Origin of the sequence: Pseudomonas sp. G166 (assembly GCF_037027455.2) — a bacterium.
Lineage (GTDB): Bacteria > Pseudomonadota > Gammaproteobacteria > Pseudomonadales > Pseudomonadaceae > Aquipseudomonas.
The window spans coordinates 65,452-90,147 of the sequence record NZ_CP146985.1 but is presented as its reverse complement, the minus strand read 5'-3'; the positions used below and the strand labels follow the sequence as shown (position 1 = coordinate 90,147).

The 24,696-nt window shown below is 59.6% G+C and carries 22 protein-coding genes; 11 read left to right on the top strand and 11 right to left on the bottom strand.

The genetic code is table 11. The features are described from left to right. Window positions 1-16 precede the first annotated feature (16 nt). Window positions 17-2,005: a M10 family metallopeptidase C-terminal domain-containing protein gene (locus SGN16_RS00395; RefSeq protein WP_335945036.1), complete on the bottom strand. Its 1,989-nt coding sequence runs from the start codon at window positions 2,003-2,005 to the stop codon at window positions 17-19. Between the two features lie 423 nt (window positions 2,006-2,428). On the opposite strand from SGN16_RS00395, the gene SGN16_RS00390 reads away from it, so the two are divergent. The 3 genes from SGN16_RS00390 to SGN16_RS00380 all read left to right on the top strand — a co-directional run bounded on the left by SGN16_RS00390 (window position 2,429) and on the right by SGN16_RS00380 (window position 5,773). Next, on the top strand, window positions 2,429-3,403 hold the full coding sequence (locus tag SGN16_RS00390) for an HEXXH motif-containing putative peptide modification protein (protein WP_335945035.1): 975 nt from the start codon (window positions 2,429-2,431) through the stop codon (window positions 3,401-3,403). A gap of 3 nt (window positions 3,404-3,406) precedes the next feature. Next, on the top strand, window positions 3,407-4,315 hold the full coding sequence (locus SGN16_RS00385; protein ID WP_335945034.1) for an EamA family transporter: 909 nt from the start codon (window positions 3,407-3,409) through the stop codon (window positions 4,313-4,315). 285 nt (window positions 4,316-4,600) lie between these two features. Next, entirely contained in the window at window positions 4,601-5,773 is a 1,173-nt protein-coding gene (locus tag SGN16_RS00380; RefSeq protein ID WP_335945033.1) for a hypothetical protein, read from the top strand. A gap of 114 nt (window positions 5,774-5,887) precedes the next feature. Here SGN16_RS00380 and SGN16_RS00375 read toward each other — a convergent pair whose 3' ends face one another. The 5 genes from SGN16_RS00375 to def form a co-directional block, all read right to left on the bottom strand. Then, window positions 5,888-6,199, bottom strand: a complete 312-nt coding sequence (locus SGN16_RS00375; RefSeq protein WP_335945032.1) for a tetratricopeptide repeat protein — start codon at window positions 6,197-6,199, stop codon at window positions 5,888-5,890. Between the two features lie 176 nt (window positions 6,200-6,375). Continuing rightward, window positions 6,376-7,749, bottom strand: coding sequence for a Trk system potassium transporter TrkA (gene trkA / locus SGN16_RS00370; RefSeq protein WP_210642210.1), 1,374 nt, complete (start codon window positions 7,747-7,749; stop codon window positions 6,376-6,378). A gap of 25 nt (window positions 7,750-7,774) precedes the next feature. Next, window positions 7,775-9,085 (bottom strand): 16S rRNA (cytosine(967)-C(5))-methyltransferase RsmB, encoded by a 1,311-nt coding sequence (gene rsmB / locus SGN16_RS00365; protein ID WP_210642209.1) that lies wholly within the window; start codon window positions 9,083-9,085, stop codon window positions 7,775-7,777. Then, the gene (gene fmt, locus SGN16_RS00360; protein WP_335945031.1) at window positions 9,082-10,041 is read right to left on the bottom strand and encodes a methionyl-tRNA formyltransferase; all 960 of its coding nucleotides are present in this window, start codon (window positions 10,039-10,041) and stop codon (window positions 9,082-9,084) included. Before fmt ends, rsmB begins: the two co-directional genes overlap by 4 nt. A 71-nt stretch (window positions 10,042-10,112) precedes the next feature. Next, window positions 10,113-10,619: a peptide deformylase gene (gene def, locus SGN16_RS00355; protein WP_003196300.1), complete on the bottom strand. Its 507-nt coding sequence runs from the start codon at window positions 10,617-10,619 to the stop codon at window positions 10,113-10,115. Between the two features lie 157 nt (window positions 10,620-10,776). Here def and SGN16_RS00350 point away from each other — a divergent pair, with 157 nt between their 5' ends. From SGN16_RS00350 to SGN16_RS00340, 3 genes are all read left to right on the top strand, one after another. Continuing rightward, complete coding sequence (locus SGN16_RS00350) at window positions 10,777-11,802, top strand: LysM domain-containing protein (protein WP_210642207.1); 1,026 nt, start codon at window positions 10,777-10,779, stop codon at window positions 11,800-11,802. A gap of 80 nt (window positions 11,803-11,882) precedes the next feature. Beyond that, on the top strand, window positions 11,883-12,977 hold the full coding sequence (gene dprA / locus SGN16_RS00345) for a DNA-processing protein DprA (protein WP_335945030.1): 1,095 nt from the start codon (window positions 11,883-11,885) through the stop codon (window positions 12,975-12,977). A gap of 60 nt (window positions 12,978-13,037) precedes the next feature. Continuing rightward, on the top strand, window positions 13,038-13,595 hold the full coding sequence (locus SGN16_RS00340; RefSeq protein ID WP_014335849.1) for an L-threonylcarbamoyladenylate synthase: 558 nt from the start codon (window positions 13,038-13,040) through the stop codon (window positions 13,593-13,595). Between the two features lie 146 nt (window positions 13,596-13,741). Here SGN16_RS00340 and SGN16_RS00335 read toward each other — a convergent pair whose 3' ends face one another. Continuing rightward, window positions 13,742-14,719 carry an NADPH:quinone reductase gene (locus tag SGN16_RS00335; RefSeq protein WP_335945029.1) on the bottom strand — a complete coding sequence of 326 codons (978 nt, stop codon included), beginning with the start codon at window positions 14,717-14,719 and terminating at the stop codon, window positions 13,742-13,744. A gap of 164 nt (window positions 14,720-14,883) precedes the next feature. Here SGN16_RS00335 and hemF point away from each other — a divergent pair, with 164 nt between their 5' ends. Further along, complete coding sequence (gene hemF, locus SGN16_RS00330; protein WP_210642203.1) at window positions 14,884-15,798, top strand: oxygen-dependent coproporphyrinogen oxidase; 915 nt, start codon at window positions 14,884-14,886, stop codon at window positions 15,796-15,798. Window positions 15,799-15,811: 13 nt separating this feature from the next. After that, a complete protein-coding gene (aroE, locus tag SGN16_RS00325) occupies window positions 15,812-16,633 on the top strand; it encodes a shikimate dehydrogenase (protein ID WP_335945028.1) in 822 nt (273 codons plus the stop codon). A gap of 33 nt (window positions 16,634-16,666) precedes the next feature. On the opposite strand, the gene SGN16_RS00320 is transcribed toward aroE, so the two are convergent. The 3 genes from SGN16_RS00320 to betC form a co-directional block, all read right to left on the bottom strand. Beyond that, entirely contained in the window at window positions 16,667-18,235 is a 1,569-nt protein-coding gene (locus tag SGN16_RS00320) for a SulP family inorganic anion transporter (RefSeq protein WP_335945027.1), read from the bottom strand. Window positions 18,236-18,331: 96 nt separating this feature from the next. Beyond that, a complete protein-coding gene (gene choX / locus SGN16_RS00315) occupies window positions 18,332-19,252 on the bottom strand; it encodes a choline ABC transporter substrate-binding protein (RefSeq protein ID WP_335945026.1) in 921 nt (306 codons plus the stop codon). Between the two features lie 15 nt (window positions 19,253-19,267). After that, window positions 19,268-20,782: a choline-sulfatase gene (betC, locus tag SGN16_RS00310; RefSeq protein ID WP_335945025.1), complete on the bottom strand. Its 1,515-nt coding sequence runs from the start codon at window positions 20,780-20,782 to the stop codon at window positions 19,268-19,270. Window positions 20,783-20,896: 114 nt separating this feature from the next. Between betC and SGN16_RS00305 the strand changes: the two genes are divergently transcribed. Beyond that, on the top strand, window positions 20,897-21,847 hold the full coding sequence (locus SGN16_RS00305; protein ID WP_210642198.1) for a LysR family transcriptional regulator: 951 nt from the start codon (window positions 20,897-20,899) through the stop codon (window positions 21,845-21,847). Window positions 21,848-21,943: 96 nt separating this feature from the next. Here SGN16_RS00305 and SGN16_RS00300 read toward each other — a convergent pair whose 3' ends face one another. Continuing rightward, window positions 21,944-22,603 (bottom strand): NAD(P)H-binding protein, encoded by a 660-nt coding sequence (locus SGN16_RS00300; RefSeq protein WP_335945024.1) that lies wholly within the window; start codon window positions 22,601-22,603, stop codon window positions 21,944-21,946. 85 nt (window positions 22,604-22,688) lie between these two features. Between SGN16_RS00300 and SGN16_RS00295 the strand changes: the two genes are divergently transcribed. Together SGN16_RS00295 and SGN16_RS00290 are read left to right on the top strand one after the other, a co-directional pair. Then, on the top strand, window positions 22,689-23,027 hold the full coding sequence (locus tag SGN16_RS00295) for a DOPA 4,5-dioxygenase family protein (protein ID WP_210642196.1): 339 nt from the start codon (window positions 22,689-22,691) through the stop codon (window positions 23,025-23,027). A gap of 312 nt (window positions 23,028-23,339) precedes the next feature. After that, the gene (locus tag SGN16_RS00290; RefSeq protein ID WP_335945023.1) at window positions 23,340-24,647 is read left to right on the top strand and encodes a CitMHS family transporter; all 1,308 of its coding nucleotides are present in this window, start codon (window positions 23,340-23,342) and stop codon (window positions 24,645-24,647) included. Window positions 24,648-24,696: the final 49 nt, after the last annotated feature.

Sequence of the window (24,696 nt, the reverse complement as noted above, 5' to 3'; positions counted from 1 at the left end):
CAGCAGGGAGTGCGTTTTAAACCCAGAAGTCGTTAGCCACTCCAATCAATTGAATAGCCTCCGCCTCCAAAGGCTCGGCAAAGACAATGTTCAAGTCACGATAACCGGAGTGATCCCCTACCAAGCTCAACTCAAATCGAGCCCCGGACGCGTCGGCTTCGTAGCTCTTCAAGTAAGTCAGGTTCTTGGCTTCATTGACCACCACATCCAACGTGCCGTTGTAACCATCTCCCAGCCGGGTAAAGCCCAAGGCAGACAAGTCGATCGTATCTTCACCCGCGGTATAGTCGATTAAGCGATCGGTGTGGTTTTCGGTGGCGGTACGGTAGCTGTCGCTCAGTCCGCCGAAGCGGAACACATCATTGTTACCGCCACCCACCAATAGGTCCCGACCCTCTCCGCCAACCAACACATCATTCCCTAGCGCGCCATAAAGGCGATCATCGCCCGCGAACCCTTCGATGATTTCGCCTCGAGCGTTGCCTTGTAAACGATCACCCCCTTCGGTTCCCATCAAGCTGGCTTGCTGAAACAGGAGGTTGGTTTCATTCAGCGTTTGGCCCAAGTTACCGTCGAAGACCACTTCGAAGCGTTCCCCCTCCGCGTTGGCCTCGAAACTCTTGAGGTAGGTCCGCGTCCCGCTTTCATTGACGCGTATCGCCAGCGTTCCGTTATGTCCATTGCCCAGCCCGAGGAAGCCCAGGGAGGAGAGGTCGAGGGTATCGGTGCTGGGGTCGAAGTCGGTGATGCGGTCGCTATGGGCTGCGGTTGCGGTGCGGTAGCTGTCTGTGACTGACTGGTAACGGAACGTATCCGCCCCGGCACCGCCCGTCAGCAGGTCACGACCTTGCTGACCGTCGAGCAGATCGTTTCCAGCCCCGCCAAAGATGGCATCGTCGAACGAGGCGGTGCCGAGTAAGAAGTCATCGTCGCCGCCACCGTCAAGGTGGTAATAGCCGTCGTCGGGGTTGCCAAAGCTGTGGTCCAGGCTGCCGTCGGGGTTCAACTGGACCAAGGCGGCCAGATAGCCGTCCGCGCTGGTACCTTGGCTTCCACCTATCAATAGCTTGCCGTCGGCCAGCACGATCATGTCGGCGACTGCGAACGGAGCGCTTTCTGAGCCCCAACGTACCTGACCCTGATCACCGAAATCGCTGTCGAGTGAGCCGTCGGCGTTGAGTCGGATGACGGTCGCCACGCCGCCCGAGGCGCCTGCCAGCAGGATTTTTCCGTCATCCTGGATGACCAGGGCGTCCGCGTGAACATCCAGGGCCAGGCTGCCGCCGTTCGCAAAGCTGCTATCCAGCGTACCGTCCGGGTTGAGGCGGGTCAGGGTGTCTTGCCCCGTGACCAATACCTTCCCGTCTCCCTGCAGCGAAACGTCGAGCGTGCCGCTGGGATGAATGCCGACGGATGCTGGCAGGTACATGACCCCAGCCTCTCCAAAAGACGAGACCAAGGCCCCCATCGCGTCGAAGCGGGCGATGTAGATCTCTCCAGAGGGATACCCAGCGCTGGCGAAAAAGCTGCCGTCGCGTTGCACGGAGAACGACGCTTGCTGGCCTAGATCTTCATTCCAATAGAAAGGCACTGTCGCGGTGCCGCCGTTCCCGAAACTCGTGTCGAGGCTGCCGTCCGCCAAGGTACGACTGATGCCCGAAACCCAGGCGTCGCCTACTTTCACGTAGCGCGCCACCAGGTAGCCCCCGCCCGGCTGCACGGCGGCATTACCGCCGTCCTCGATGTCGAGCGACACAGGGAGGAGGGATTTACCGTCGCCGCTGAAGTCGCGGTCCAGGCTACCGTTGGCATTGAACCGGACCAGGCTGCCGGTGAAGCCTGAATCCTCTTCGCCTCCTAGCCCCAGGCGACTATAAGCGCCAAGCCAGATAGCACCGTCCGGATCGACCGTGATACCGGCGATTTTGTCCGAGCCCCATAAGGTCGTGGCGACCATGCCGGTGTTCTGCGCAGCTGAAGCGACGGGCGAAATGCTCTGATTCATGTCCAGGCCTCCGATCGATATGGCGCCAAAAACTATAGGCACGGCTCAGTCAAGTTGCCATTTTGCTCTTCGACGCCAAGCGACAACTTATATTCCTGAAAATTGGATCCAATATAGCAAATGAGTATATGGCGAAAAAAAATAATAGTGTCATTTATCAAAATGGTTATGTTAGTTTCGCTTTGCCTTGCAATGAAATGCGAACGGCATAATCTTTCAGAAAAATGGAGCTTTTTATGAAACTCGATATGTCCAAACTGATCGTATCTCAATCCGCACTGAGCCTGACTGCAATGGTTGCGCTGTCGAGCGTAAACAAATCTATCGGCGAGTAATATTTCGACGGTGATTTATTAGAAGGACTGCCATATCGCTATGGCGGTCCTTCTTTTTATGGAGAGCCCGCTTTCAAGGAGGAAACAATTGAGCACCTTAATCACAAATGAAGAGTATCGCCAAGACTCCTACGCATTGCTCAATCAATACAAAGAGTCGATGTCCTACTTGGCAAGCGTGTTCAATGATAATTATCAAAAATCCGAATCCGTGACCAAGCTGTCTTGGAAGTCTTTTGCGTTCTACAATAAGTGCATCAAAAGCTTGCAAGCCAATGATGCGGATTCAGGCTTACATTTTTTTCAAGAAGCCAAGCAAAACGAAAGGCAAGGATCAGAAAGATTCAGGGTTTCAGGGTTCTCTGAAAACAGCCGAAAAGAAGAAATTGACTTGGTTGTCGATGAAATACGAGAAGAGGCGTCTGGCAAAATCAGCATTGGTTTCATCAACGCGGATGTTGCTGAGGTTGAGAAAGCCAAGTTAATTGCAGGCATAGAGCTTCTCAAGGCCCAATCGATGGATCTGTACAATGAAGCTGAGATCCTGATAGACGAAATAGTCTTGACTGGCCCTGGTGATGAATACCATGTCAGATCGGCCAGCAGTTTCAATTTATTAGGGCTGGTTTTGATCTGGGCCGATGAAGTCCATAGCCCCATCTATTACGCACAACAGGTAGTCCATGAGGCTGCCCATTTAAGACTGTTTTTAAAAAGTACAGATGACCGGTTTGTCTTGAACCCAGAGAGTGAATTATACACAGCGCCATTCAGGCCTGATGCACGTCCCATGCTAGGTATATTTCACGCACTTTTCGTACTGGCCAGAATTGCACTCGCGATGTCTGGCTTGGGAAAAATAGCGCCTGGAAAACTAGCCGAGGAGGCGCTTGAGAAAGGGCGGGTGGCTGAGAAGAGATTTTTCGCGACCGCAGCTCAGATCAAGCGGGACGGGGTGTTGACGCCCATGGGGCAACAGATTTTCGATGAGTGCTTGCAGGAAATCACCAAAATATCACCTTTTCGAAATGTTTATGATGACATGCTGGAAAATGGATTCTGATCAATGAACAGCTTTAAAAAAATCGCCCCCTATGATTACGCATTTTTATTGCTAGTGGCGCTGATCTGGGGGGGAAACTTCGCCTTGATCAAAGTAGGGCTGGAACAGATCAAACCATTCGTGATGACCTTCATCAGGTTTTCGCTTTGCGTTTTCCCGTTTGTATTTTTCATGCCAAGACCTAAGATTCCAGCTTATGTACTCGCCGCGTATGGAATATTGTTTGGGGGCGGAATATGGGGGTGCGCCAACATTGCCATCTATACAGGCACCTCCCCCGGCACGGTATCCCTCATCATTCAGCTCAGTGCATTCATTACATTTATCATTGGCCTGATTGCCTTTAAGGAAAGAGCTTCCAACATCAGCATTATTGCCCTCGCAATATCACTCTCTGGTCTTTTCTTGATGCTAATCAAAAACAATCAGGGTTCAGGTCCGTTGGGTGTTGCTATCTGCTTGCTCGCAGCTTTTTGCTTTAGTTTGTGTACTTTCATTATTCAAAAGTACAAACCTAAAGACCTGCTACCTTTTATGATTTGGAGCTTCTTGTTTAGCCTTCCCATTCTATTTATTCTTGCCTTGTATTTTGAAGGTGCCGACTCATTCTATAGCCTGAAGGATGCGATAAACTATAAAGTCATCGTGTCGCTGATCTCGCAGTCCTATGTGACTACCCTGTTGGGGTACTGGATATGGAACTACAACATAAGAAAATATTCCGGATCCACCGTGGCCCCGATTGGCTTGCTGGTTCCGTTTTTCGCCATCATCATTTCCTACCTGTTTTTTAGCTACCCGATAAACGGAACCGTTATTCTATCGATAGGCTTGGTTTTCTGCGGCGTGATCTTGTTCAACCTGCGGCATAGCATTGAGCAGTTGTTCAACAAGACCGCCATCCAAAGATGACACGATCTTCCTTGCTTTACATTTGCCGCACGAACATATGCACCACTTCAATGCCGCCTCGGCCAAACCGCCCAAAAAGAGTGCATTTCACTTGTCATCTTAAAGCGCTTTTTTGCTCATTGATGTATCTGCAAAGTTTAACTTTTCAAAGCGTCTTAAAAGCGGGATTTAGCGTGCACTAAAACGCTATGGCCAGTATTTATCATGGTCCAAGCGGTCGTTCACAACGCTCAAGGATGCCGTTCACTTCCGTCATGCCGAAACGCTTACGATAGGGAAATCTTCATGAAGAGTTTTTCAAAAGAATTAGCTGTTTTTTTAGTCTGCTCAACGGCTTACCGCCTATGCTCCGGGGCATTGGTGGTCTCCCTGACGTGGACCATCCTCAACCAGAACGAAGGTGGTTATTTGCCTTTGGCGTTGGCGATTTTTTGCTCCTTCATTCCGGCCTTCATCACGCCGGTGATTATCAAGCGGCTGTCGGCGCGAATGAATGGGCGAAAAATGAGCAGCTGGTTTACGTTTTGCCTGGCCGGTCTCAGCCTGGTGGTAGGGGCAAGCCGAGATATCACCATCGCTCTGCTAGCCGCCAACCTGTTTGTCTGGCTGATTTTCATGCTGCTCGAAGCCAGCTTGGACATGTGGTTCACCCAGGTTCAGCGCGGTATGGATGAAGCCTCTGTCAGACGAATCAGTGGTGCAACCACTGCAACCGGTCAAGCGGCCCTGATGATTGGGCCGTTGTTGGCAGCCGGCTTGATGCCAATCCTGCCGGGTATGGGGTTCTTCATTTTTCTGGGCGCTGGATTCCTGCTGGTATCAGCGATTTGTTACGTCCGCCATGGTCTCTCGGTGGTGGCACAAGAAACTGGCGAGACGGTTGCGCCAGCCAAGCTTCCACTCACCCTGTTTGTGCCAATGGTACTGATCTGGCCAATCCTCGGTGCCTTCAACTTCATGCTTCCAGTGTATGTGTCGAGCCATGGCTGGGCGCTATTTGAGCTGGGTGTGCTCGACGCAGTGTTTGGCATGGGGATGGCGTTGGTGGGGGTGCTGATCATTCTGAGTAATACCGGTCGCAATCTGTCGGTATTTCTCTCGGGGCTGATCGGGCTGGCCGTCATTTCCGCAGCGGTATGGTTTATGGTGCCAGATACCCTGGTGCTCAAGGCTCTGAGCCTGCTGATCCTCGGCATGGCCTTTGGCGGTGCGCGGGTGCATATCCGAGCAGCTATCGCCTATCGCTACAGCGAGGCTGCCGTTGGTGCGTGTGTTAGCCGGGCGAACGCCCTCGCAACGCCGGTCTTGCTGTTAATCCTCAGCCTGCAGCTGGCACTAATCGAGAGCGCGTGGCTGATACCGTTTCTGATGATTACCTTGTCCATTGTTCTATTGCTGCAAACATCGGCGACTCGCTTTGCCCAAGGGCACACGAGCCCGGTCACAGCAGGTGCCTGATAGTCGTTATCCGGGGGCGATATAGCCCCTTAATGCTGGAGTTCAGAAGGTGACTTGGCCGGACGCATGGCCCCGCGGGGATAAACTCCCTCACCGCAGGGGTTATGTGTGAGTTCAGGGGTGGCGATCCAGTTTTTTGAGGAACACCGTCATTTCCTTCTCCGCCTGTTTGTCGCCATGGGCCCGGGCGGCTTCCAGGCCTTGCTCCCAGGCCTGGCGGGCTAACGGTAGGTCGCCTTGGCCTTGGTGGGCCTTGCCCAGTAGTTTCCACGCTGCTGAATACTTGGGGTCGAATTCGACGCAGCGCTGAAAGTGTTCGGCGGCCCGGGCGAATTCGCCAAGATCGAGATAGCCCTTGCCCAAGCCGAAGCGCAGCAGGGAGTTATCCACACCCTTGGCGAGCATTTTTTCCAGGGAGTCGAGCATGGCGGCGTCCTTATCTGGTGTGTCAGGGGTTGATCAGTCGGCTGCTAGATAGCTATCGCGAGCAAGCTCGCTCCCACAGGGGTTGGGGTTGCTCGCGATATTTGTGAGCACTGGAGTTCCTCTGTGGGAGCGAGCTTGCTCGCGATGGGGCCATTGCTGCCACCGCAAAGCCTGGATCAGAAGAAGCTCAACCCCACATGGAACAGCTTCTCGACATCACGAATGTGCTTTTTATCCACCAGGAACAGGATCACATGGTCGCCGGTCTGGATGGTGGTGTCGTCGTGGGCGATCAGTACTTCTTCGTCGCGGATGATTGCGCCGATGGTGGTGCCGGGTGGCAGGCCGATGTCGCGAATGGCCTTGCCGATCACTTTGCTGGACTTGGCATCGCCGTGGGCAATCGCCTCGATGGCTTCGGCGGCGCCGCGGCGCAGGGAGTGCACGCTGACGATGTCGCCGCGGCGCACGTGGGCGAGCAAGGTGCCGATGGTCGCCAGTTGCGGGCTGATGGCGATGTCGATGTCACCGCCCTGGATCAGGTCGACGTAGGCCGGGTTGTTGATGATGGTCATGACCTTCTTCGCCCCCAGGCGCTTGGCCAATAGCGACGACATGATGTTGGCTTCGTCGTCGTTGGTCAGGGCCAGGAAGATGTCGGCGTCGGCGATGTTTTCTTCCAGCAGCAGGTCGCGGTCCGAGGCACTGCCTTGCAGCACCACGGTGCTGTCGAGGGTGTCCGAGAGGTAGCGGCAGCGGGCCGGATTCATCTCGATGATCTTGACCTGGTAGCGGCTTTCGATGGCTTCGGCCAGGCGTTCGCCGATCTGCCCGCCACCGGCGATGACGATGCGCTTGTAGTTCTCGTCCAGGCGGCGCATTTCGCTCATGACCGCGCGAATATTCGCCTTGGCGGCGATGAAGAACACCTCGTCGTCCGCTTCGATCACCGTGTCGCCCTGGGGCAGGATCGGTCGGTCACGGCGGAAGATCGCCGCGACCCGCGTCTCCACATTCGGCATGTGCTCACGCAGCTGGCGCAATTGCTGCCCCACCAGCGGGCCGCCGTAGTAGGCCTTGACCGCCACCAGTTGCGCCTTGCCTTCGGCAAAGTCGATCACTTGCAAGGCGCCCGGGTGTTGGATCAGGCGCTTGATGTAGTTGGTCACCACCTGCTCGGGGCTGATCAGCACGTCCACCGGGATCGCTTCGTTGTCGAACAGGTCGGCGCGGGTCAGGTAGGACGCTTCGCGCACCCGGGCGATCTTGGTCGGGGTGTGAAACAACGTATGGGCGACCTGACAGGCGACCATGTTGGTTTCATCGCTGTTGGTCACCGCCACCAGCATGTCGGCATCGTCGGCGCCGGCCTGGCGTAGCACGGTAGGTAACGAGCCGCGGCCTTGTACGGTACGGATGTCGAGGCGGTCGCCGAGGTCGCGCAGGCGTTCGCCGTCGGTGTCGACCACAGTGATGTCGTTGGCCTCGCTGGCCAGGTGTTCCGCCAGCGAACCACCGACCTGTCCTGCGCCGAGGATGATGATTTTCATCCAGTCACTCCCTATCGAATCGGTTTTAACCGCGTGCGGCGGCGATCTTGATCAGTTTGGCGTAGTAGAACCCGTCATGCCCGCCCTCCTGGGCCAGCAACTGGCGGCCATGGGGCTGCTTGAGGCCGGCCTGGCTGGCGATGTCCAGCTCCCGGGCGCCCGGGGTGCGGGCCAGGAAGGCTTCGATCACTTCGGTGTTCTCGGTCGGCAAGGTCGAACAGGTGGCGTAGAGCAATATGCCGCCGACTTCCAGGGTTATCCACAGGGCGTCGAGCAATTCACCCTGCAACACCGCCAGTGCGGCGATGTCGTCCGGCTGGCGGGTCAGCTTGATATCCGGATGGCGGCGGATCACGCCGGTGGCCGAGCACGGCGCGTCCAGCAGGATGCGCTGGAACGGCTTGCCGTCCCACCAGGTCGCAGTGTCGCGGCCGTCGGCGGCGATCAGTTCGGCGTCCAGACCCAGGCGCTCAAGGTTTTCCTTCACCCGCACTAAACGCTTGGCTTCCAGGTCCACCGCCACCACGCCGGCCAGCTTCGGCTCGGCCTCGAGGATGTGACAGGTCTTGCCACCCGGTGCGCAGCAGGCGTCCAGCACCCGTTGACCGGGCGCCAGCTCCAGCAGGTCGGCGGCCAGTTGGGCAGCTTCGTCCTGGACGCTGATCCAGCCCTCGGCGAAGCCCGGCAGCGCGCGCACATCGCCGGGGGTTTCCAGCACGATACCGTCGCGGCTGTACTGGCACGGGATGGCCGGGATGCCCGCCTCGCCCAGCAAGGCCAGGTAGGCATCGCGGGTATGGTGACGACGGTTGACCCGCAGGATCATCGGCGGATGGGCGTTGTTGGCCGCGCAGATGGCTTCCCATTGCTCGGGCCAGAAAGCTTTCAGGGATTTCTGCAACCAGCGCGGGTGGGCGGTGCGCACCACTGGATCATGTTCCAGCTCAGCCAGCAGGGTTTCGCTTTCCCGTTGGGCACGGCGCAACACGGCATTGAGCAGGGCCTTGGCCCAGGGTTTTTTCAGCTTGTCGGCGCAACCCACGGTTTCGCCGATGGCGGCATGAGCGGGAACGCGGGTGTAGAGCAACTGATAAAGCCCCACCAGCAACAAGGCTTCGACGTCGGCATCCGCCGCTTTGAACGGCTTCTGCAACAGCTTGGCCGCCAGGGCCGACAAGCGTGGCTGCCAGCGGGCGGTGCCGAACGCCAGGTCCTGGGTGAAGCCGCGATCACGGTCTTCGACCTTGTCCAGCTGGGTCGGCAAGGAACTGTTGAGCGAGGCTTTTCCGTTGAGGACGGCAGCCAGTGCCTTGGCGGCGGCCAGACGCGGGTTCATGAGGCCTCCACCGCTTGGCCCAGCACGGTGCCGACGGCAAATTTCTCACGGCGGCTGTTGAACAAGTCGCTGAAGTTCAGCGCCTTGCCGCCAGGCAGTTGCAGACGTGTCAGGCACAACGCCTGCTCACCGCAGGCCACCACCAGGCCGTCCTTGCTGGCACTGAGGATTTCACCCGGTGTGCCCTTGCCTTCGGCGCGGCTGGCGGCCAGCACTTTCAGGGCTTCGCCGTTCAAGGTGCTGTGGCAGATCGGCCATGGGTTGAAAGCCCGTACCAAGCGCTCCAGCTCGATGGCCGGGCGGCTCCAGTCGATGCGGGCTTCGTCCTTGTTCAGTTTGTGCGCATAGGTGGCGAGGCTGTCATCCTGCACTTCGCCTTCCAGCGTGCCGGCGGCCAGGCCGGCGATGGCCTGGACTACCGCCGGCGGGCCGATCAGTGCGAGGCGGTCGTGCAGGCTGCCGCCGGTGTCTTCGGCGCTGATGGGGGTGCTGACCTTGAGCAGCATCGGCCCGGTATCCAGGCCGGCCTCCATGCGCATCACCGTGACGCCGCTCATCGCGTCGCCGGCTTCCACGGCGCGCTGGATCGGCGCCGCACCGCGCCAGCGTGGCAGCAGCGAGGCGTGGCTGTTGATGCAACCCAGGCGCGGGATATCCAACACCACTTGGGGCAGGATCAGGCCGTAGGCGACCACCACCATCAGATCCGGCTTCAGCGCCGCCAGTTCGGCCTGGGCCTGGGCGTCACGCAGGGTCGGCGGCTGCAACACCTGGAGACCGTTTTCCAAGGCCAACTGCTTGACCGGGCTGGGCATCAGTTTTTGCCCGCGACCGGCCGGCCGATCCGGCTGGGTGTAGACCGCGACGATGTCATGAGGGCTGGCCAGCAGGGCCTTGAGGTGTTCGGCGGCGAACTCGGGGGTGCCGGCAAAGACGATGCGCAGTGGCTCAGTCATGGGAAGCTCTCAATTTCAAAGCAGTCGCAAAAAGAAAAAGGCTTGCCGCGGCAAGCCTTTGAAAGGGGGCATCAAGCATTCTGGCGATGAAGTTTTTCCAGTTTTTTCTTGATCCGGTCACGCTTGAGGGTAGACAGGTAATCGACGAACAACTTGCCGTTGAGGTGGTCACACTCGTGCTGGATGCACACCGCCAGCAAGCCTTCGGCGATCAGTTCGTAAGGTTGGCCGTCGCGATCCAGGGCCTTGATCTTGACCTTCTGCGGGCGGTCGACGTTTTCGTAGAAGCCCGGCACCGAAAGGCAGCCTTCCTGGTATTGGTCCATCTCGTCGGTCAGGGTTTCGAACTCTGGGTTGATGAACACCCGCGGCTCGCTGCGGTCTTCGGAGAGGTCCATCACGACGATACGCTTGTGCACGTTGACCTGGGTCGCGGCGAGGCCGATACCTGGCGCCTCATACATTGTTTCAAACATGTCATCGACCAACTGACGCACTTCGTCGTCCACTACGGCCACCGGTTTGGCGATAGTGCGCAGGCGCGGGTCCGGGAATTCGAGAATGTTCAAAATGGCCATAAGCTTGATAAATGCACGTGTGAGGTAAAGTCGGGTGGCTGGCCTGGCGTGTCTTGGGATGCAGGCTACCGTTGTAAAACGTTGCTCTGTATGAACGGAGCGAGCCACGGGGGCTCTGGCGTTTTACGCGAACGCACATAATAAAGGGATTCACCGCATGAGGAAATCACTACTCGCCCTGCTGCTCCTGGCCTCGGCCGGTATCGCGCACGGGCAAGTGCAACTTCGGGAAGGTTTTCCCCAGCAATACACGGTGGTGACGGGGGACACGCTGTGGGACATTTCCGGCAAGTACCTGCGCGAACCCTGGAAATGGCCGGAGCTCTGGCAGGCCAACCCGCAAATCGAAAACCCCAACCTGATTTATCCCGGCGATACCCTGTCGCTGGTCTACGTCAATGGTCAGCCGCGCCTGACCCTCAGTCGCGGCGCCTCGCGGGGCACCATCAAGCTGTCGCCACGCATCCGCAGCTCGCCCGTGGCCGATGCCATTCCGAGCATCCCGCTGCAAGCCATCAACAGCTTTCTGCTGAGCAACCGCATCGTCGACAAGGCCGAGGACTTCAACACAGCGCCGTACATTGTCGCCGGCAATGCCGAACGGGTACTCAGCGGCATGGGGGATCGGGTCTTTGCCCGTGGCTCGTTCGACGCGAACCAGTCGGCCTACGGCATCTTCCGTCAGGGCAAGGTCTATACCGACCCACAGACCAAGGAATTCCTGGGCATCAACGCCGACGACATCGGCGGCGGTGAGGTGATTGCCACCGAAGGCGATGTCACCACCCTGGTCCTGCAACGCACCACCCAGGAAGTGCGCCTCGGTGACCGCCTGTTCAGTGGCGAAGAACGCTCGATCAATTCGACGTTCATGCCCAGCGCGCCTAAATCGCAGATCAACGGGCTGATCCTCGATGTGCCTCGAGGCGTGACCCAGATCGGCGCGCTGGATGTGGTTACCCTGAACAAGGGCCGTCGCGACGGGCTGGTCGAAGGCAACGTATTGGCGGTGATGAAGACCGGTGAAACCGTACGCGATCGCATCAGCGGCCAATCGGTGAAGATCCCCGATGAGCGTGCCGGCCTGCTGATGGTTTTCCGTACCTATGACAAGCTCAGCTACGGCTTGGTGCTGTATGCCTCGCGCTCGTTGGCGGTGCTCGACAAGGTGCGCAATCCATAACGGGTCTCACAAGTTACCAACAGAGTTATCCACAGCTTGTTCCCGTTTGCACGGGGCTTATAACGATCAAGGATGATCACATGCCACTGCCTGAATCTGCTTCAGTTTCCCCTGCGGAACTGGAGGCCCGACTTCGCCTGCACCGCTTGCCGGAACTGGGACCCAAACGTTTCATGACCCTGATGCAAGCCTTTGGCTCAGCCTCCAAAGCCATCAGCGCACCGGCCAGCGCATGGCGCGCGCTGGGGTTGCCCGCGGCGTGCGCCGAGGCTCGCCGCAACCCGGATGTGCGTGATGGCGCCGCCCACGCACTGGCCTGGCTAAAGGGTTCGGCCCAGCATTTACTGATGTGGGACCAGCCTGACTATCCGGCACTACTGGCGCAGATCAGCGATGCGCCACCGCTGCTGTTCGTTGCCGGCGACGCCGGTTTCCTGGAAAAACCACAGTTGGCGATGGTCGGTAGCCGCCGGGCATCGCGTCCGGGCATGGACACCGCCGCCGCTTTTTCCCGAAGCCTGGCTGGGGCCGGTTTTGTCATCACCAGCGGCTTGGCCTTGGGCATCGATGCAGCGGCTCATCAAGCAGCGCTGGACGTCGGCGGACAAACCGTCGGCGTGTTGGGCACCGGGCTGGAAAATTTTTATCCACAGCGAAATCGCCGGCTGGCGGACGCGATGATCGCCCAAGGCAGCGCGGTGGTGTCGGAGTTCCCGCTGGACGCACCACCCCACGCCAACAACTTTCCGCGCCGCAACCGAATCATCAGCGGTTTGTCCCTGGGTGTGCTGGTGGTCGAGGCCAGTGTCGCCAGCGGTTCGTTGATCACCGCACGCTTGGCGGCGGATCAGGGCCGTGAGGTGTACGCCATTCCGGGATCGATCCACCACCCCGGCGCGCGGGGCTGCCACCAATTGATCCGCGACGGCGCGGTGCTGGTGGAAACTGTCGAGCATATCCTCGAAGCTCTGCGGGGTTGGCAGCAGTTACCGCTAACCCCGGAACCCGCGCCTTCGACACATCCGCTACTGCGCCTGCTCCATGCCGCACCGCTCACCAGTGAAGCCTTGGCCGAGGCCAGTGGCTGGGGCTTGCCCAAAGTGCTGGCGGCGCTGACCGAGCTGGAAATGGAAGGACGCGCCACCTGTGACAACGGGCGTTGGTTTGCACGCTAGGTTTTATGGGGAAGATCGGTAAACTGCGCACAGCCTTATTTGTGTTGCGGAGAATCTTTCATGGTCAACAGTTGGCGTGTGCAACAAGCCGCGCGAGAAATTCGCGCCGGGGCGGTGATTGCCTATCCAACCGAGGCGGTCTGGGGCCTGGGCTGCGACCCGTGGAACGAGGAAGCGGTGGAGCGCCTGCTGGCGATCAAGTCGCGGCTGCCCGACAAGGGGCTGATTCTGGTGGCTGACAATATTCACCAGTTCGACTTTCTGTTCGAAGACTTCCCCGAAACCTGGATGGACCGCATGGCCAGCACCTGGCCGGGGCCCAATACCTGGCTGGTACCGCACCAGAACCTGTTGCCGGAATGGATCACCGGGGTGCACGACACTGTCGCGCTGCGGGTCAGCGATCATCCCACCGTGCGCGACTTGTGTTCGTTGGTGGGGCCACTGGTGTCCACCTCGGCCAACCCGCAAGGGCGCCCGGCGGCACGCACGCGGATTCGCGTCGAGCAGTATTTCCGTGGGCAAATCGATCTGGTGCTGGGCGGTAACCTGGGCGGGCGCAAGAACCCCAGCGTGATTCGCGACCTGGCGACCGGGAAAGTGGTGCGGCCGGACTAGCCCGAACACACCTTCGGCATCCTGCACAAAACCACTGTGGGAGCGAGCTTGCTCGCGATGGCGTCAGGTCAGCCAGCATTGATGTTGGCTGACTATCCGCTATCGCGAGCAGGCTCGCTCCCACAGGTTCTTCAGCAACCTCTAGATCAGGGCAGGAGAATGGTCGAGCCGGTCGTGCGCCGCGCCGACAGCTCGGCCTGGGCCTTGGCCGCTTCCGCCAGTGGATAACGCTGGTTGATGTCCACCGTGATCTTGCCGCTATTGATCATTCCGAACAGCTCATCGGCCATGCGTTGCAGGTTTTCGGCGTTATTGGCGTATGTGGCCAGGGTCGGGCGGGTGACGTACAGCGAGCCCTTGGCCGAGAGTATCCCCAGGTTCACGCCGTCCACCGCACCGGAGGCATTGCCGAAGCTCACCACCAGACCCCGGGGGGACACGCAGTCCAGGGAGGTCAGCCAGGTGTCCTTGCCGACCCCGTCGTACACCACAGGTACTTTTTTACCGTCGGTCAACTCCAGCACACGCTGTACGACGTTTTCCTTGCTGTAATCGATGGTTTCCCATGCGCCGTGGGCTTTGGCAATGGCGGCTTTTTCCGGCGAGCTGACGGTACCGATCAACTTCACGCCCAAGGCCTTGGCCCATTGGCAGGCCAAGGAGCCCACGCCACCGGCGGCGGCGTGAAACAGGATGGTTTCGCCCCCCTTGAGTTCATAGGTCTGGCGCAACAGGTATTGCACAGTCAGGCCCTTGAGCATCACCCCGGCGGCCTGTTCGAAACTGATGGAGTCGGGCAAATGCACCAGGTTGGCTTCGGGCAATACATGCACATCGCTGTAGGCACCCAACGGACCGCTGCCATAGGCCACCCGGTCCCCGACCTTGAACCGCGTGACATCCGCGCCGACCGCCTCGACCACCCCCGCGCCTTCGGCGCCCAGGCCCGATGGCAAGGTCGGCGGCGGATAAAGGCCACTGCGGTAGTAGGTGTCGATGAAGTTCAGGCCGATCGCCTTGTTGCTGACGCGCACTTGCTGCGGGCCTGGCTCGGCGGGCTGGTAGTCCACGTACTCAAGCACTTCGGGGCCGCCGTGGGAACTGAACTGGATACGTTTGGCCATCTTCACTCTCTCCTTGTCGCGTGACTTTTTACCAAGCCTGCTATCGGACTCCTAAGCTTGACCTTCGTCAACTGTGGCGTGGGCAAGCGCGGTGGTATCCTGTGCGCCCATTTGCCACCGGCCCGTAGCCCGCCGCGTAGCGTAGCCCTGATCAAGGTGATGTCATGACCACTCGCACCGAGGCCGTGAAAGCCTACCTGCTCGACCTGCAAGACCGCATCTGCGCAGCCCTGGAAACCGAGGACGGTGGTACTCGCTTTGTCGAAGATGCCTGGACCCGGCCGGCCGGTGGTGGCGGTCGCACGCGGGTGATCGAAAACGGCACAGTGATCGAAAAGGGCGGCGTCAACTTTTCCCACGTCTTCGGCAGTGGCCTGCCACCCTCGGCCAGCGCCCATCGGCCGGAGTTGGCCGGGCGTGGTTTCGAAGCCCTGGGCGTGTCGCTGGTGATTCACCCGCACAACCCCCATGTGCCGACTTCCCACGCCAACGTGCGTTTCTTCATCGCCGAAAAGGAAGGTGAGGAGCCGGTCTGGTGGTTCGGTGGTGGCTTCGACCTGACGCCGTACTACGGCGTAGAGGAAGACTGCGTGCATTGGCATCGTATTGCCGAGCAGGCCTGTGCCCCCTTCGGCCCGCAGGTGTACCCGCGCTACAAGGCCTGGTGCGACAGCTATTTCCATATCAAGCATCGCAACGAGCCTCGGGGCATTGGCGGCCTGTTTTTCGATGACCTGAACGAATGGGATTTCGACACCTGCTTCGCCTTCATTCGCGCCATCGGCGACGCCTACATCGATGCGTACCTTCCGATCGTGCGCCGGCGCAAGCAAGACCCGTTCACCGCCAAGCAACGGGAATTCCAGGAGTTTCGCCGTGGACGCTACGTGGAATTCAACCTGGTCTACGACCGCGGCACCCTGTTCGGGCTGCAATCGGGCGGGCGCACCGAGTCGATCCTGATGTCCTTGCCACCGCAAGTGCGCTGGGGCTACGACTGGAAAGCCGAACCGGGCAGCGAAGAAGCACGGCTGACCGAATTTTTCCTGCAGGATCGCGATTGGCTGGCGACAGCCTGAACGGGGATTATCCATGGATCGCTACGTTGTAATGGGTAACCCTATCGGCCACAGCAAGTCGCCGTTGATCCATCGCCTGTTTGCCGAGCAGACCGGGCAAGCGCTGGACTACAGCACGCTGCTGGTGCCCCTGGATGACTTCGTCGGTTACGCACGGGAATTTTTCCGCGAGGGTCGTGGGGCAAACGTCACTGTGCCGTTCAAGGAAGATGCCTACCGCCTGGCCGACAGCCTGACTGAGCGAGCCCAGCGGGCTGGGGCAGTCAACACGTTGAGCAAGCTGGCCGACGGTCGCCTGTTGGGCGACAACACTGATGGCGCCGGGCTGGTACGGGACCTGACCGTCAACGCGGGTTTTAGCCTCAAGGGCAAGCGCATCCTGTTACTCGGGGCCGGCGGTGCGGTGCGTGGCGCCTTGGAACCGTTGCTGGCCGAAGCGCCAGCCTCGGTGATCATCGCCAATCGTACGGTGGAAAAGGCCGAATTACTGGCTGAGTTGTTCGCCGACCTGGGCCCGGTATCGGCCAGTGGTTTCGACTGGCTGCAAGAGCCGGTGGACCTGATCATCAACGCTACGTCGGCGAGCCTATCAGGGGATGTGCCGCCAATTGCCGGTAGTTTGATCGAGCCGGGCAAGACGGTTTGCTACGACATGATGTACGGCAAGGAGCCGACCTCGTTCTGCCGCTGGGCCAGCGAACAAGGCGCGGCGATGGCGATGGACGGCCTGGGCATGCTGGCCGAACAGGCGGGCGAAGCGTTCCACCTGTGGCGCGGCGTACGCCCGGATACTGCGCCGGTGCTGGCCGAGCTGCGCCGTCAACTGGCGCTCTGAACCGTGGCGAGGGAGCTTGCTCCCTCGCCACGGTCAATCCTCGAAAAGTATCGGGCAGTTCTGCGGCCCCTCCAGCTTCTTCAACTCCTCCACCACATGCGGCCTGGCCTTGCGCAACGTCAGGCTACGCCCCTGACTGCGCAGGCGCCGGGCTTCCTGGTGGAGCATTTCCACCCCGGAATAATCGATGAAGTTGATCTGCTGGGCATCAATCACCACCCGCTGCGCTTGCAGCCGTTGCAAGCGCACTTGCAAGTAATGACTGGCACCAAAAAAGATCGAGCCGCCAACCCGTAGGATGTCTGCTTCCCCTTCATGGGAATGTTGTACTCGTGGCTGTGAAGTGCGCTTGAGGTAAAAGAACAGCGAGGCCAACACACCGGCATAGATGGCGGTTTGCAGCTCCAGCAGCAACGTGGCCAGGCAGGTCAGGCTCATTACCACGAATTCGGCGCGGCTCACGCGGTACAACGCGCGGATGCCGCGATGATCCACCAGCCCCCAGGCGATCAACAGAATGCTGCCGGCCATGGCCGGAATCGGGATATGCGCGATCAATTTCGCGCCAGCGACCGCAAACAGCGCCACCCATAGGGCCGAGAATACCCCGGCCAAGGGCGAGCAGGCCCCGGCGTCATAGCTGAGGCCGGAGCGGGTAAAGGAACCGGCCGACAGAGATCCGGAGAAAAATCCGCCAATTATGTTGGAAAGCCCCTGCGCCCTCACCTCCTGATTCGCATCGAGCAATTGCCCGGAGCGTACCGACAGCGAGCGAGCAATGGACAGGCTGGTGACCAGTCCGAGCATGCCCACCGCGACGGCGCCGGGCAACAATCGCAGGATCAGTTCCAGGTCCAGCGGCAGCGGCGTGAAAGGTGGCAAGCGCCCGGCAAAGGCACTGACCAGCGCCACATGCCCGAACATCGCCGGCCACAGCCAGACCACCAGGCTGCTGATCACCAAGGTTATCAACAGGCTCGGCCAACGCGGCAGCAAGCGCTTGAGCACCACACCCAGCACCAACGTGCCGATTCCCAGCAGCAACGAAGGTTTATCCACAGCCTGGATGTGGCCGAGCAACATCAGCAAACCTTTCAACGCCGTCGCTTCGTTCGGCAGATCGAGGCCCAGCAGGTTCGGCAACTGCCCCAGCGCAATCACCACTGCCGCCCCCAGGGTGAACCCCAGCACCACCGAGTGCGAAACAAAATTCACCAGCGCACCGAAACGCAACAAGCCCAGCAGCCACTGGAAGATACCGGCCAACACCGTCAACAACAGGATCAAGGTCACGTAGTCGTCAGTGGCGGGCACGGCCAGAGGACTGACGCTGGCATACAGGACGATGGAAATCGCCGCCGTAGGTCCGCAGATCAGGTGCCAGGACGAACCCCACAGGCAAGCGATCAACACCGGGACAATCGCCGCGTACAAGCCGTATTCAGGTGGTAAACCGGCAATCAGCGCGTAGGCAATGGATTGCGGCAAGGCCAGAATCGCACCGCTCAGGCCGACAATCAGATCGCGACCGACACTGGCGCGGGTCTGGCGCGGCAGCCAGCTCAGGAAAGGAAAGAGTGAATGGCGAGTGGGGATAGCCATGGGGCCTCAAGGATGGGGTTTGGCGCAAGAGTATCAGGCTGGCGAACACCCGTGGCGAGGGAGCACGCTCCGTCGCCACAAGAGCCCGTTACAGCGTTATAACTTGGCCTTCACCGCCGCCAACGCATCCTTGCCATCCAGGGTCTTCACGCCGTCCAGCCATTTATCCAACACCGCCGGGTTGGCCTTGATCCAGGCCTTGGCCGCATCGGCGTTGCTGACTTTGTTGTTCACCACCTCGGCCATGATGCTGTTTTCCATTTCCTGGGTGAAGCTCAGGTTGGTCAACAGCTTGCCAACGTTCGGGCACGCTTGTGCATAACCCTTGCGCGTCAGCGTATACACACTGCCGGTGTCGCCGAAGTACTTCTCGCCGCCCTTGAGGTAGTGCATTTTCAGCTGCACGTTCATCGGGTGTGGTGTCCAGCCGAGGAAGGTCACGAACTTCTGTTTCTTCACCGCCCGGGAGACCTCCGCCAGCATCGCCTGTTCGCTGGACTCCACCAGTTTCCATTCGCCCATGCCGAAGTCATTGGTCTTGATGATTTCTTTCAAGGAGAGGTTGGCCGGGGCGCCGGAACCGATGCCGTAGATCTTTTTGTCGAACTTGTCGGCAAATTTGTTCAGGTCGGCAAAGTTATGCACACCCGCGTCCCAGGCATAGTCCGGTACCGCCAGGGTGAATTCCGTACCGTCCAGGTTTTTGGCCAGTTGCGTGACATCACCGGTGGCCACGAATTTATCGTAGAAGCCCTGCTGTGCTGGCATCCAGTTACCCAGGAACACATCCACCTGGCCATCCTTGAGGCCGCCGAAAGTGATCGGCACCGCGAGGGTGTCGACCTTGGCCTTGTAGCCCATCCCGTCCAGCAGGAAACCGGTGATGGCATTGGTGGCGGCGATGTCACTCCAGCCCGGGTCGGCCATCTTCACGGTTTCGCAGCTCTGCTCGGCCCACGCCGAAGCACTGCTCAACGCCAACAGCCCAGCGGTCAGTACTGTGGATAACTTTTGCATGCGCTTCCCCTTACGTTATTGGTTTTGGCAGGGTTGTGGATAACGGGCCTTGCGCTCCAGATCGTCGAGGTCGATGTGGTTACGCATGTACTGCTGGCTGGCGTCCACCAGCGGCTGGTGGTCCCAGCTCTTGAGTTTGCCCAAGGCCAGGGCCTGGGCGACGAAACGGCGGCGTCGCTGGCTGGCGAGCACCTGTTGGTGAATCGTCGGAATGTCCCACTTGGCGCGCGCCTCAGCGAGAAAATCGGCGAACAGCGATTGATGCTCAGAGGATAGGCTGAGATTTTCCAGCTCCTTGGGATCGTTGCGCACATCGAACAGCAGGCACGGGTCATCTTCGCTGTAGATGAACTTCCATGGGCCGCGGCGGATCATCATCAATGGGCTGATAGTGCCTTCGGCCATGTATTCACCGAAGACTTCGTCATGCCCACCCTGCCCTTGCAGATGCGGCACCAGTGAACGGCCATCCAGCGGCAAGCCCGGCTCCAGCGTGCCGCCGGCCAGCTCCACCAGGGTCGGCAGCAAGTCGGCGGTGGACACGGCTGCGCTCACCCGGCCGCTGGCGAACTGCCCCGGCGCACTGATCAGCAATGGCACGCGGGCAGCCATTTCGAACCAGTGCATTTTGTACCAGAGGCCCTTTTCGCCGAGCATGTCCCCATGGTCGCCGGAAAACACGATGATCGTGTCGTCCAGCAAACCAGTGTCTTCCAGGGTTTGCAGCAGCTTGCCGACATTGCTGTCGATGTAGCTACAGGCGCCGAAGTACGCGCGACGGGCATCGCGAATCTTATCCACAGGCAGCGGCTTGTCCCACAGGTCGTAGACCTTCAGCAGGCGCTGGGAATGCGGGTCGAGTTCGGTTTGCGCCGGGGTCTGCGGCAACGGGATGTCGTTGTCGTCATACAAATCCCAGAACGCCTTGGGAATCGTGTACGGGTCATGTGGGTGGGTCATGGAGACCGTCAGGCAGAACGGCTGGTCCCCGTCCTCCCGGATGTGGTCGAACAGGTACTGTTGGGCCTTGAACACCACTTCTTCATCGAAATCCAACTGATTGGTGCGCACACAGGGCCCGGCCTGCAACACCGAAGACATGTTGTGGTACCAGCTCGGCCGCACATGTGGCTCATCCCAATTCACCGCCCAACCGTAATCGGCCGGATAAATGTCACTGGTCAGGCGTTCTTCGTAGCCGTGCAACTGGTCCGGCCCGCAAAAGTGCATCTTGCCGGACAGCGCCGTGCGGTAGCCAAGGCGCCGCAGGTAGTGGGCATACGTCGGGACGTCCGCAGGGAAATCCGCAGCGTTGTCATAGGCGCCGATCTTGCTGGGCAACTGGCCGCTCACCAGGGTGAAGCGTGACGGCGCGCAGAGCGGGCTATTGCAATAAGCAGCGTCGAACACCACGCCTTGGTCGGCCAGGCGCGACAGGTTGGGCAGCTTGATCGGCGAAGGACCGTAGATCGGCAACATTGGCGCGGCCATTTGATCGGCCATGATGAAAAGAATGTTCTTGCGCTTCATGTATTCGCGGCATTCCATAGTAGACAGTTATGCGATATTGCTGAGATTGAGCATGGAGCCCCCACCTTTTGGGGTAAAGCCCATGCAAAGTAATGACTAGGATAAGCACAGCTTATGTATGAAGCCTTGGGTGACCTGTCCTTGGACCTGTTCCGTGCCTTTGAAGCGGCGGCCCGCCATCGCAGCTTTACGGCGGCGGCGGTTGAGCTGGGCACCACGCAACCGGCCATCAGCCAGCAGATCAAACGCCTGGAAGAACAACTGGGCACGCGGTTGTTCGACCGCATCTACCGTGGCATCGAACTGACCGAGGCCGGGACTATCCTGTTCGAGCAAGTACAGGCCGGTTTGCAGAGTATCGATGCCGGGCTGAGCGCGATCACCGCACAGCATCAGCACGAGGTGCTGCAAGTCGCCACGGACTTCGCGTTCGCCGCCTATTGGCTGATGCCGCGACTGCATAGGTTTCACGCGGCCAACCCGCAAGTGGACGTCAGCCTGGTGACCAGTGAGCGCAACCACAACATGTTGCGCACGGATATCGACGTTGCCGTACTGTTCGGCGACGGTCGCTTCAAACAGGGCGAAAGTCGCTGGCTGTTCAGCGAAGAAGTCTTTCCGGTGTGCAGCCCGCTCTTGCTCAAGGAGCGCCCCCTGCCCTTGCCGGCCCACGCCTTGTCGGAATTCGCGCTGCTGCATCTGCGTGGGGAAAACAGCAGCAACTGGTTCGACTGGAGTGGCGTATTCCGTGAGCTGGGCATCACCTCGCCACCGGCGCCCGGCCAGCTGCGGTTCGACAACTACACCTTGCTTATCCAGGCGGCGATTGGCGGCCAAGGCGTGGCCATCGGCTGGCGCCACCTTGTGGATAACTTATTGGCTCAAGGCCTGCTATGCCGCCCAATCGCTGAAACGGTGCTGTCGCGGTTGGGGTATTACGTGGTCTTGCCCCAGCGTAAACGGCGCGGCGGGCTTATCCGGCTGTTTGTGGACTGGTTGATGGAGGAACAGGCCAACAGCGCCGAATCGCTCACCGGGTTGCCGTTGCCATCGATTGCTGTTTGAGTCCGTGGCGGGGACTTGAGAGCGTAACGTCCTTGTGGGGCCGCTTCGCAGCCCAGCGGGAGCAAGCTCCCTCGCCACGAGGGGCGAAGTCCACGGCTAGTTGGCGGCCACGAAGCTGACATGCTGGCCCACGTGCAGGTTCAAGCGCAGCTCATCGGCAATGCCGACCGCCACTCGGTTGAGCCGCTCCAGGGATTCGGCCATGCCGGGTTCCAGGCTCGTGCTGACTTGGCTGAAATGCTCGATACCCAAGCCTGGCGCGGCGTAAGGCGCGTTGATCAAGGTCCATTGCAAGGTGCTGTTCTTCAGGGCATCGAGCACTTCTTCGGCGGCATGGCGCTGCAAATCGTCGTCCGCCAGCTCCTCGTCGAGACTGGCGAAGTCGCCCACCAGAAACAGCCGGGAAATATTCGCCGCCTGCATTCCGGCGATCAGTGCGTCGGCGGCCAATACTTGCTCCACGGGCCCCGGAATCAATGTGCGCTCCACTTGTTCGCTGTTCATCGGCAACCCCGGTGCATTGAGCAGGCACACCACGGCGCTGGCACCGGCCACGCTTTGCTTGACCCGCTCGGGATCGTAGAGGTCGCCGGTCTTGGTCCGCAGGCCTGGGCGTGGAGCCAGGGCAGTGAGATCGTCGAGAATGGCGATGACTTCATGCTGGCGGCGCAGCATTTCAGCCATCAACGCACTGCCGAGGCTGCTCATGGCACCATAGAGCACCACTTTGACGGCCGGGGTTTCGGCATTTTTCATGGCTGTTTTTCCTTTTTTTCCGCGTATAAGGCCTCTGACCCGCGGAAAACGGCAAGGGTTCGGCCTCTTCATCAAGGAGTGACAGATGCAGCGGATCAAGGGTTACCACGCCCACGTGTATTTCGACGCCAATACCATCGACCAGGCCAGAGCACTGTGCGAAGAAGCATCGCGGCTGTTCCCTTTGAAAATGGGCCGCGTCCACCAGCGCCCAGTCGGCCCACACCCGGACTGGAGCTGTCAGCTGGCGTTCGATCCGCAGTACATCGGCGTGGTCCTGCCGTGGCTGGCCCTCAATCGCAAAGGCCTGGTGATTTTCATGCACCCGGATACCGGCGATGACTTGATGGATCACACCGAACACGCGATCTGGATGGGGGCGGTGCGGCCGTTGGATCTTTCAGCGTTTAAAGCAACCCCCTGATTTGCTATCCCCTCGCCCCAAGGCAATAGCGCCCGTGGAAACATCATCGACAACTCATCAGCCATCACCAGCCGCGAAAGCTGGCTGAAAGCTTGCGCGATTAGGATCGCCCCCACTACCGGCAAAAGACCGGTGGCCAGAAGCGAGTACTGAAAAGCTCGCTCGGCCCTTTTAACAACAACAATGGTGATTCTGATGTCCGCTGCTATCCGTCCCGCTACACCCACTCCATCCGTCCGCCTTGAGCCTTGCATCCTGCGCTGACCTGTCCGGTTCGCCTTTGCCCGCCGCGCCACGCCTGGAGTACTTCCTATGCTGACTTTCCTTGGCTTCGCCATGGTCATCACGTTCATGTTCCTGATCATGACCAAGCGCCTGTCCGCGCTGATCGCCTTGATCATCATCCCGATCCTGTTTGCGCTGTTCGGTGGCTTCGCGCCGAAGATCGGCCCGATGATGCTCGAAGGCATCACCAAGCTCGCCCCGACCGGGGTGATGCTGATGTTCGCGATTCTGTATTTTGCCCTGATGATCGACTCCGGCCTGTTCGACCCGGCCGTGCGCAAGATCCTCAAGCTGGTCAAGGGCGACCCGTTGAAAGTTTCGGTCGGTACCGCCGTTCTGGCGCTCGTCGTTTCCCTCGATGGTGACGGCGCGACCACTTATATGATCTGCGTGGCCGCGATGCTGCCGCTCTACAGCCGCATCGGCATGAGCCCACGGATCATGGCTGGCCTGATCATCCTCGCCGGTGGCGTGATGAACATGACCCCCTGGGGCGGCCCGACGGCCCGCGCGGCCAGTGCGCTGCATGTCGATCCGTCCGATATTTTCGTGCCGATGATTCCTGCGATGACCGCCGGTGTGGTGGCGATCCTGGTGATTGCCTACATGTACGGCAAACGTGAGCGTGCACGCCTGGGTGAACTGCACCTGGCCGGTGATGAAATCGACCACAGCGAAATCAGCGTTTCCCAGTTCCCGGACGCCCGTCGTCCGAAGCTGATCTGGTTCAACGGCGCGTTGACCCTGGGCCTGATGTGCACCCTGATCGCAGGCCTGTTGCCGCTGCCGGTGCTGTTCATGGTGGCCTTCAGTATCGCGATGATCGTCAACTACCCTTGCCTGCAGCAGCAGAAAGACCGCGTCGCGGCCCACGCCGGTAGCGTGTTGGCGGTGGTCGGTCTGATTTTCGCGGCGGGTATCTTCACTGGTATCCTGTCCGGCACTGGCATGGTCGATGCCATGTCCAAAAGCCTGCTGGCGGTGATCCCTGATTTCCTCGGCCCGTACCTGGCGGTGATCACGGCGCTGGTAAGCATGCCATTCACGTTCTTCATGTCGAACGACGCGTTTTACTATGGTGTGTTGCCGGTGCTCTCCGAAGCGGCCAGTCACTACGGCATCACGGCAGTGGAAATGGCCCGTGCCTCCATCGTCGGCCAGCCCGTCCACCTGTTGAGCCCGCTGGTGCCGTCCACTTACCTGCTGGTGGCCCTGGCCGGGATCGAGTTCGGCGATCACCAGCGCTTCACCTTGAAGTGGGCAGTGCTGGTTTGCCTGTGCATAATGTTCGCCGCGTTGCTGATGGGGATTTTTCCGCTGTTCAGCACTCTATAAAAGCAATGCCCGCTGCGCTGCCTTCGGTGGCGTGGCCTAACACTCGCTC

Coding starts and splice junctions, on each gene's coding strand:
- SGN16_RS00385 (WP_335945034.1), top strand. CDS start 3,407: ATGAACAGCTTTAAAAAAATCGCCCCCTATGATTACGCATTTTTATTG.
- SGN16_RS00305 (WP_210642198.1), top strand. CDS start 20,897: ATGTATGAAGCCTTGGGTGACCTGTCCTTGGACCTGTTCCGTGCCTTT.
- SGN16_RS00335 (WP_335945029.1), bottom strand. CDS start 14,719: ATGGCCAAACGTATCCAGTTCAGTTCCCACGGCGGCCCCGAAGTGCTT.
- trkA (WP_210642210.1), bottom strand. CDS start 7,749: ATGAAAATCATCATCCTCGGCGCAGGACAGGTCGGTGGTTCGCTGGCG.
- SGN16_RS00295 (WP_210642196.1), top strand. CDS start 22,689: ATGCAGCGGATCAAGGGTTACCACGCCCACGTGTATTTCGACGCCAAT.
- SGN16_RS00380 (WP_335945033.1), top strand. CDS start 4,601: ATGAAGAGTTTTTCAAAAGAATTAGCTGTTTTTTTAGTCTGCTCAACG.
- SGN16_RS00320 (WP_335945027.1), bottom strand. CDS start 18,235: ATGGCTATCCCCACTCGCCATTCACTCTTTCCTTTCCTGAGCTGGCTG.
- SGN16_RS00395 (WP_335945036.1), bottom strand. CDS start 2,005: ATGAATCAGAGCATTTCGCCCGTCGCTTCAGCTGCGCAGAACACCGGC.
- hemF (WP_210642203.1), top strand. CDS start 14,884: ATGACCACTCGCACCGAGGCCGTGAAAGCCTACCTGCTCGACCTGCAA.
- rsmB (WP_210642209.1), bottom strand. CDS start 9,085: ATGAACCCGCGTCTGGCCGCCGCCAAGGCACTGGCTGCCGTCCTCAAC.
- aroE (WP_335945028.1), top strand. CDS start 15,812: ATGGATCGCTACGTTGTAATGGGTAACCCTATCGGCCACAGCAAGTCG.
- SGN16_RS00375 (WP_335945032.1), bottom strand. CDS start 6,199: ATGCTCGACTCCCTGGAAAAAATGCTCGCCAAGGGTGTGGATAACTCC.
- dprA (WP_335945030.1), top strand. CDS start 11,883: ATGCCACTGCCTGAATCTGCTTCAGTTTCCCCTGCGGAACTGGAGGCC.
- SGN16_RS00350 (WP_210642207.1), top strand. CDS start 10,777: ATGAGGAAATCACTACTCGCCCTGCTGCTCCTGGCCTCGGCCGGTATC.
- def (WP_003196300.1), bottom strand. CDS start 10,619: ATGGCCATTTTGAACATTCTCGAATTCCCGGACCCGCGCCTGCGCACT.
- SGN16_RS00290 (WP_335945023.1), top strand. CDS start 23,340: ATGCTGACTTTCCTTGGCTTCGCCATGGTCATCACGTTCATGTTCCTG.
- betC (WP_335945025.1), bottom strand. CDS start 20,782: ATGAAGCGCAAGAACATTCTTTTCATCATGGCCGATCAAATGGCCGCG.
- SGN16_RS00300 (WP_335945024.1), bottom strand. CDS start 22,603: ATGAAAAATGCCGAAACCCCGGCCGTCAAAGTGGTGCTCTATGGTGCC.
- choX (WP_335945026.1), bottom strand. CDS start 19,252: ATGCAAAAGTTATCCACAGTACTGACCGCTGGGCTGTTGGCGTTGAGC.
- fmt (WP_335945031.1), bottom strand. CDS start 10,041: ATGACTGAGCCACTGCGCATCGTCTTTGCCGGCACCCCCGAGTTCGCC.
- SGN16_RS00340 (WP_014335849.1), top strand. CDS start 13,038: ATGGTCAACAGTTGGCGTGTGCAACAAGCCGCGCGAGAAATTCGCGCC.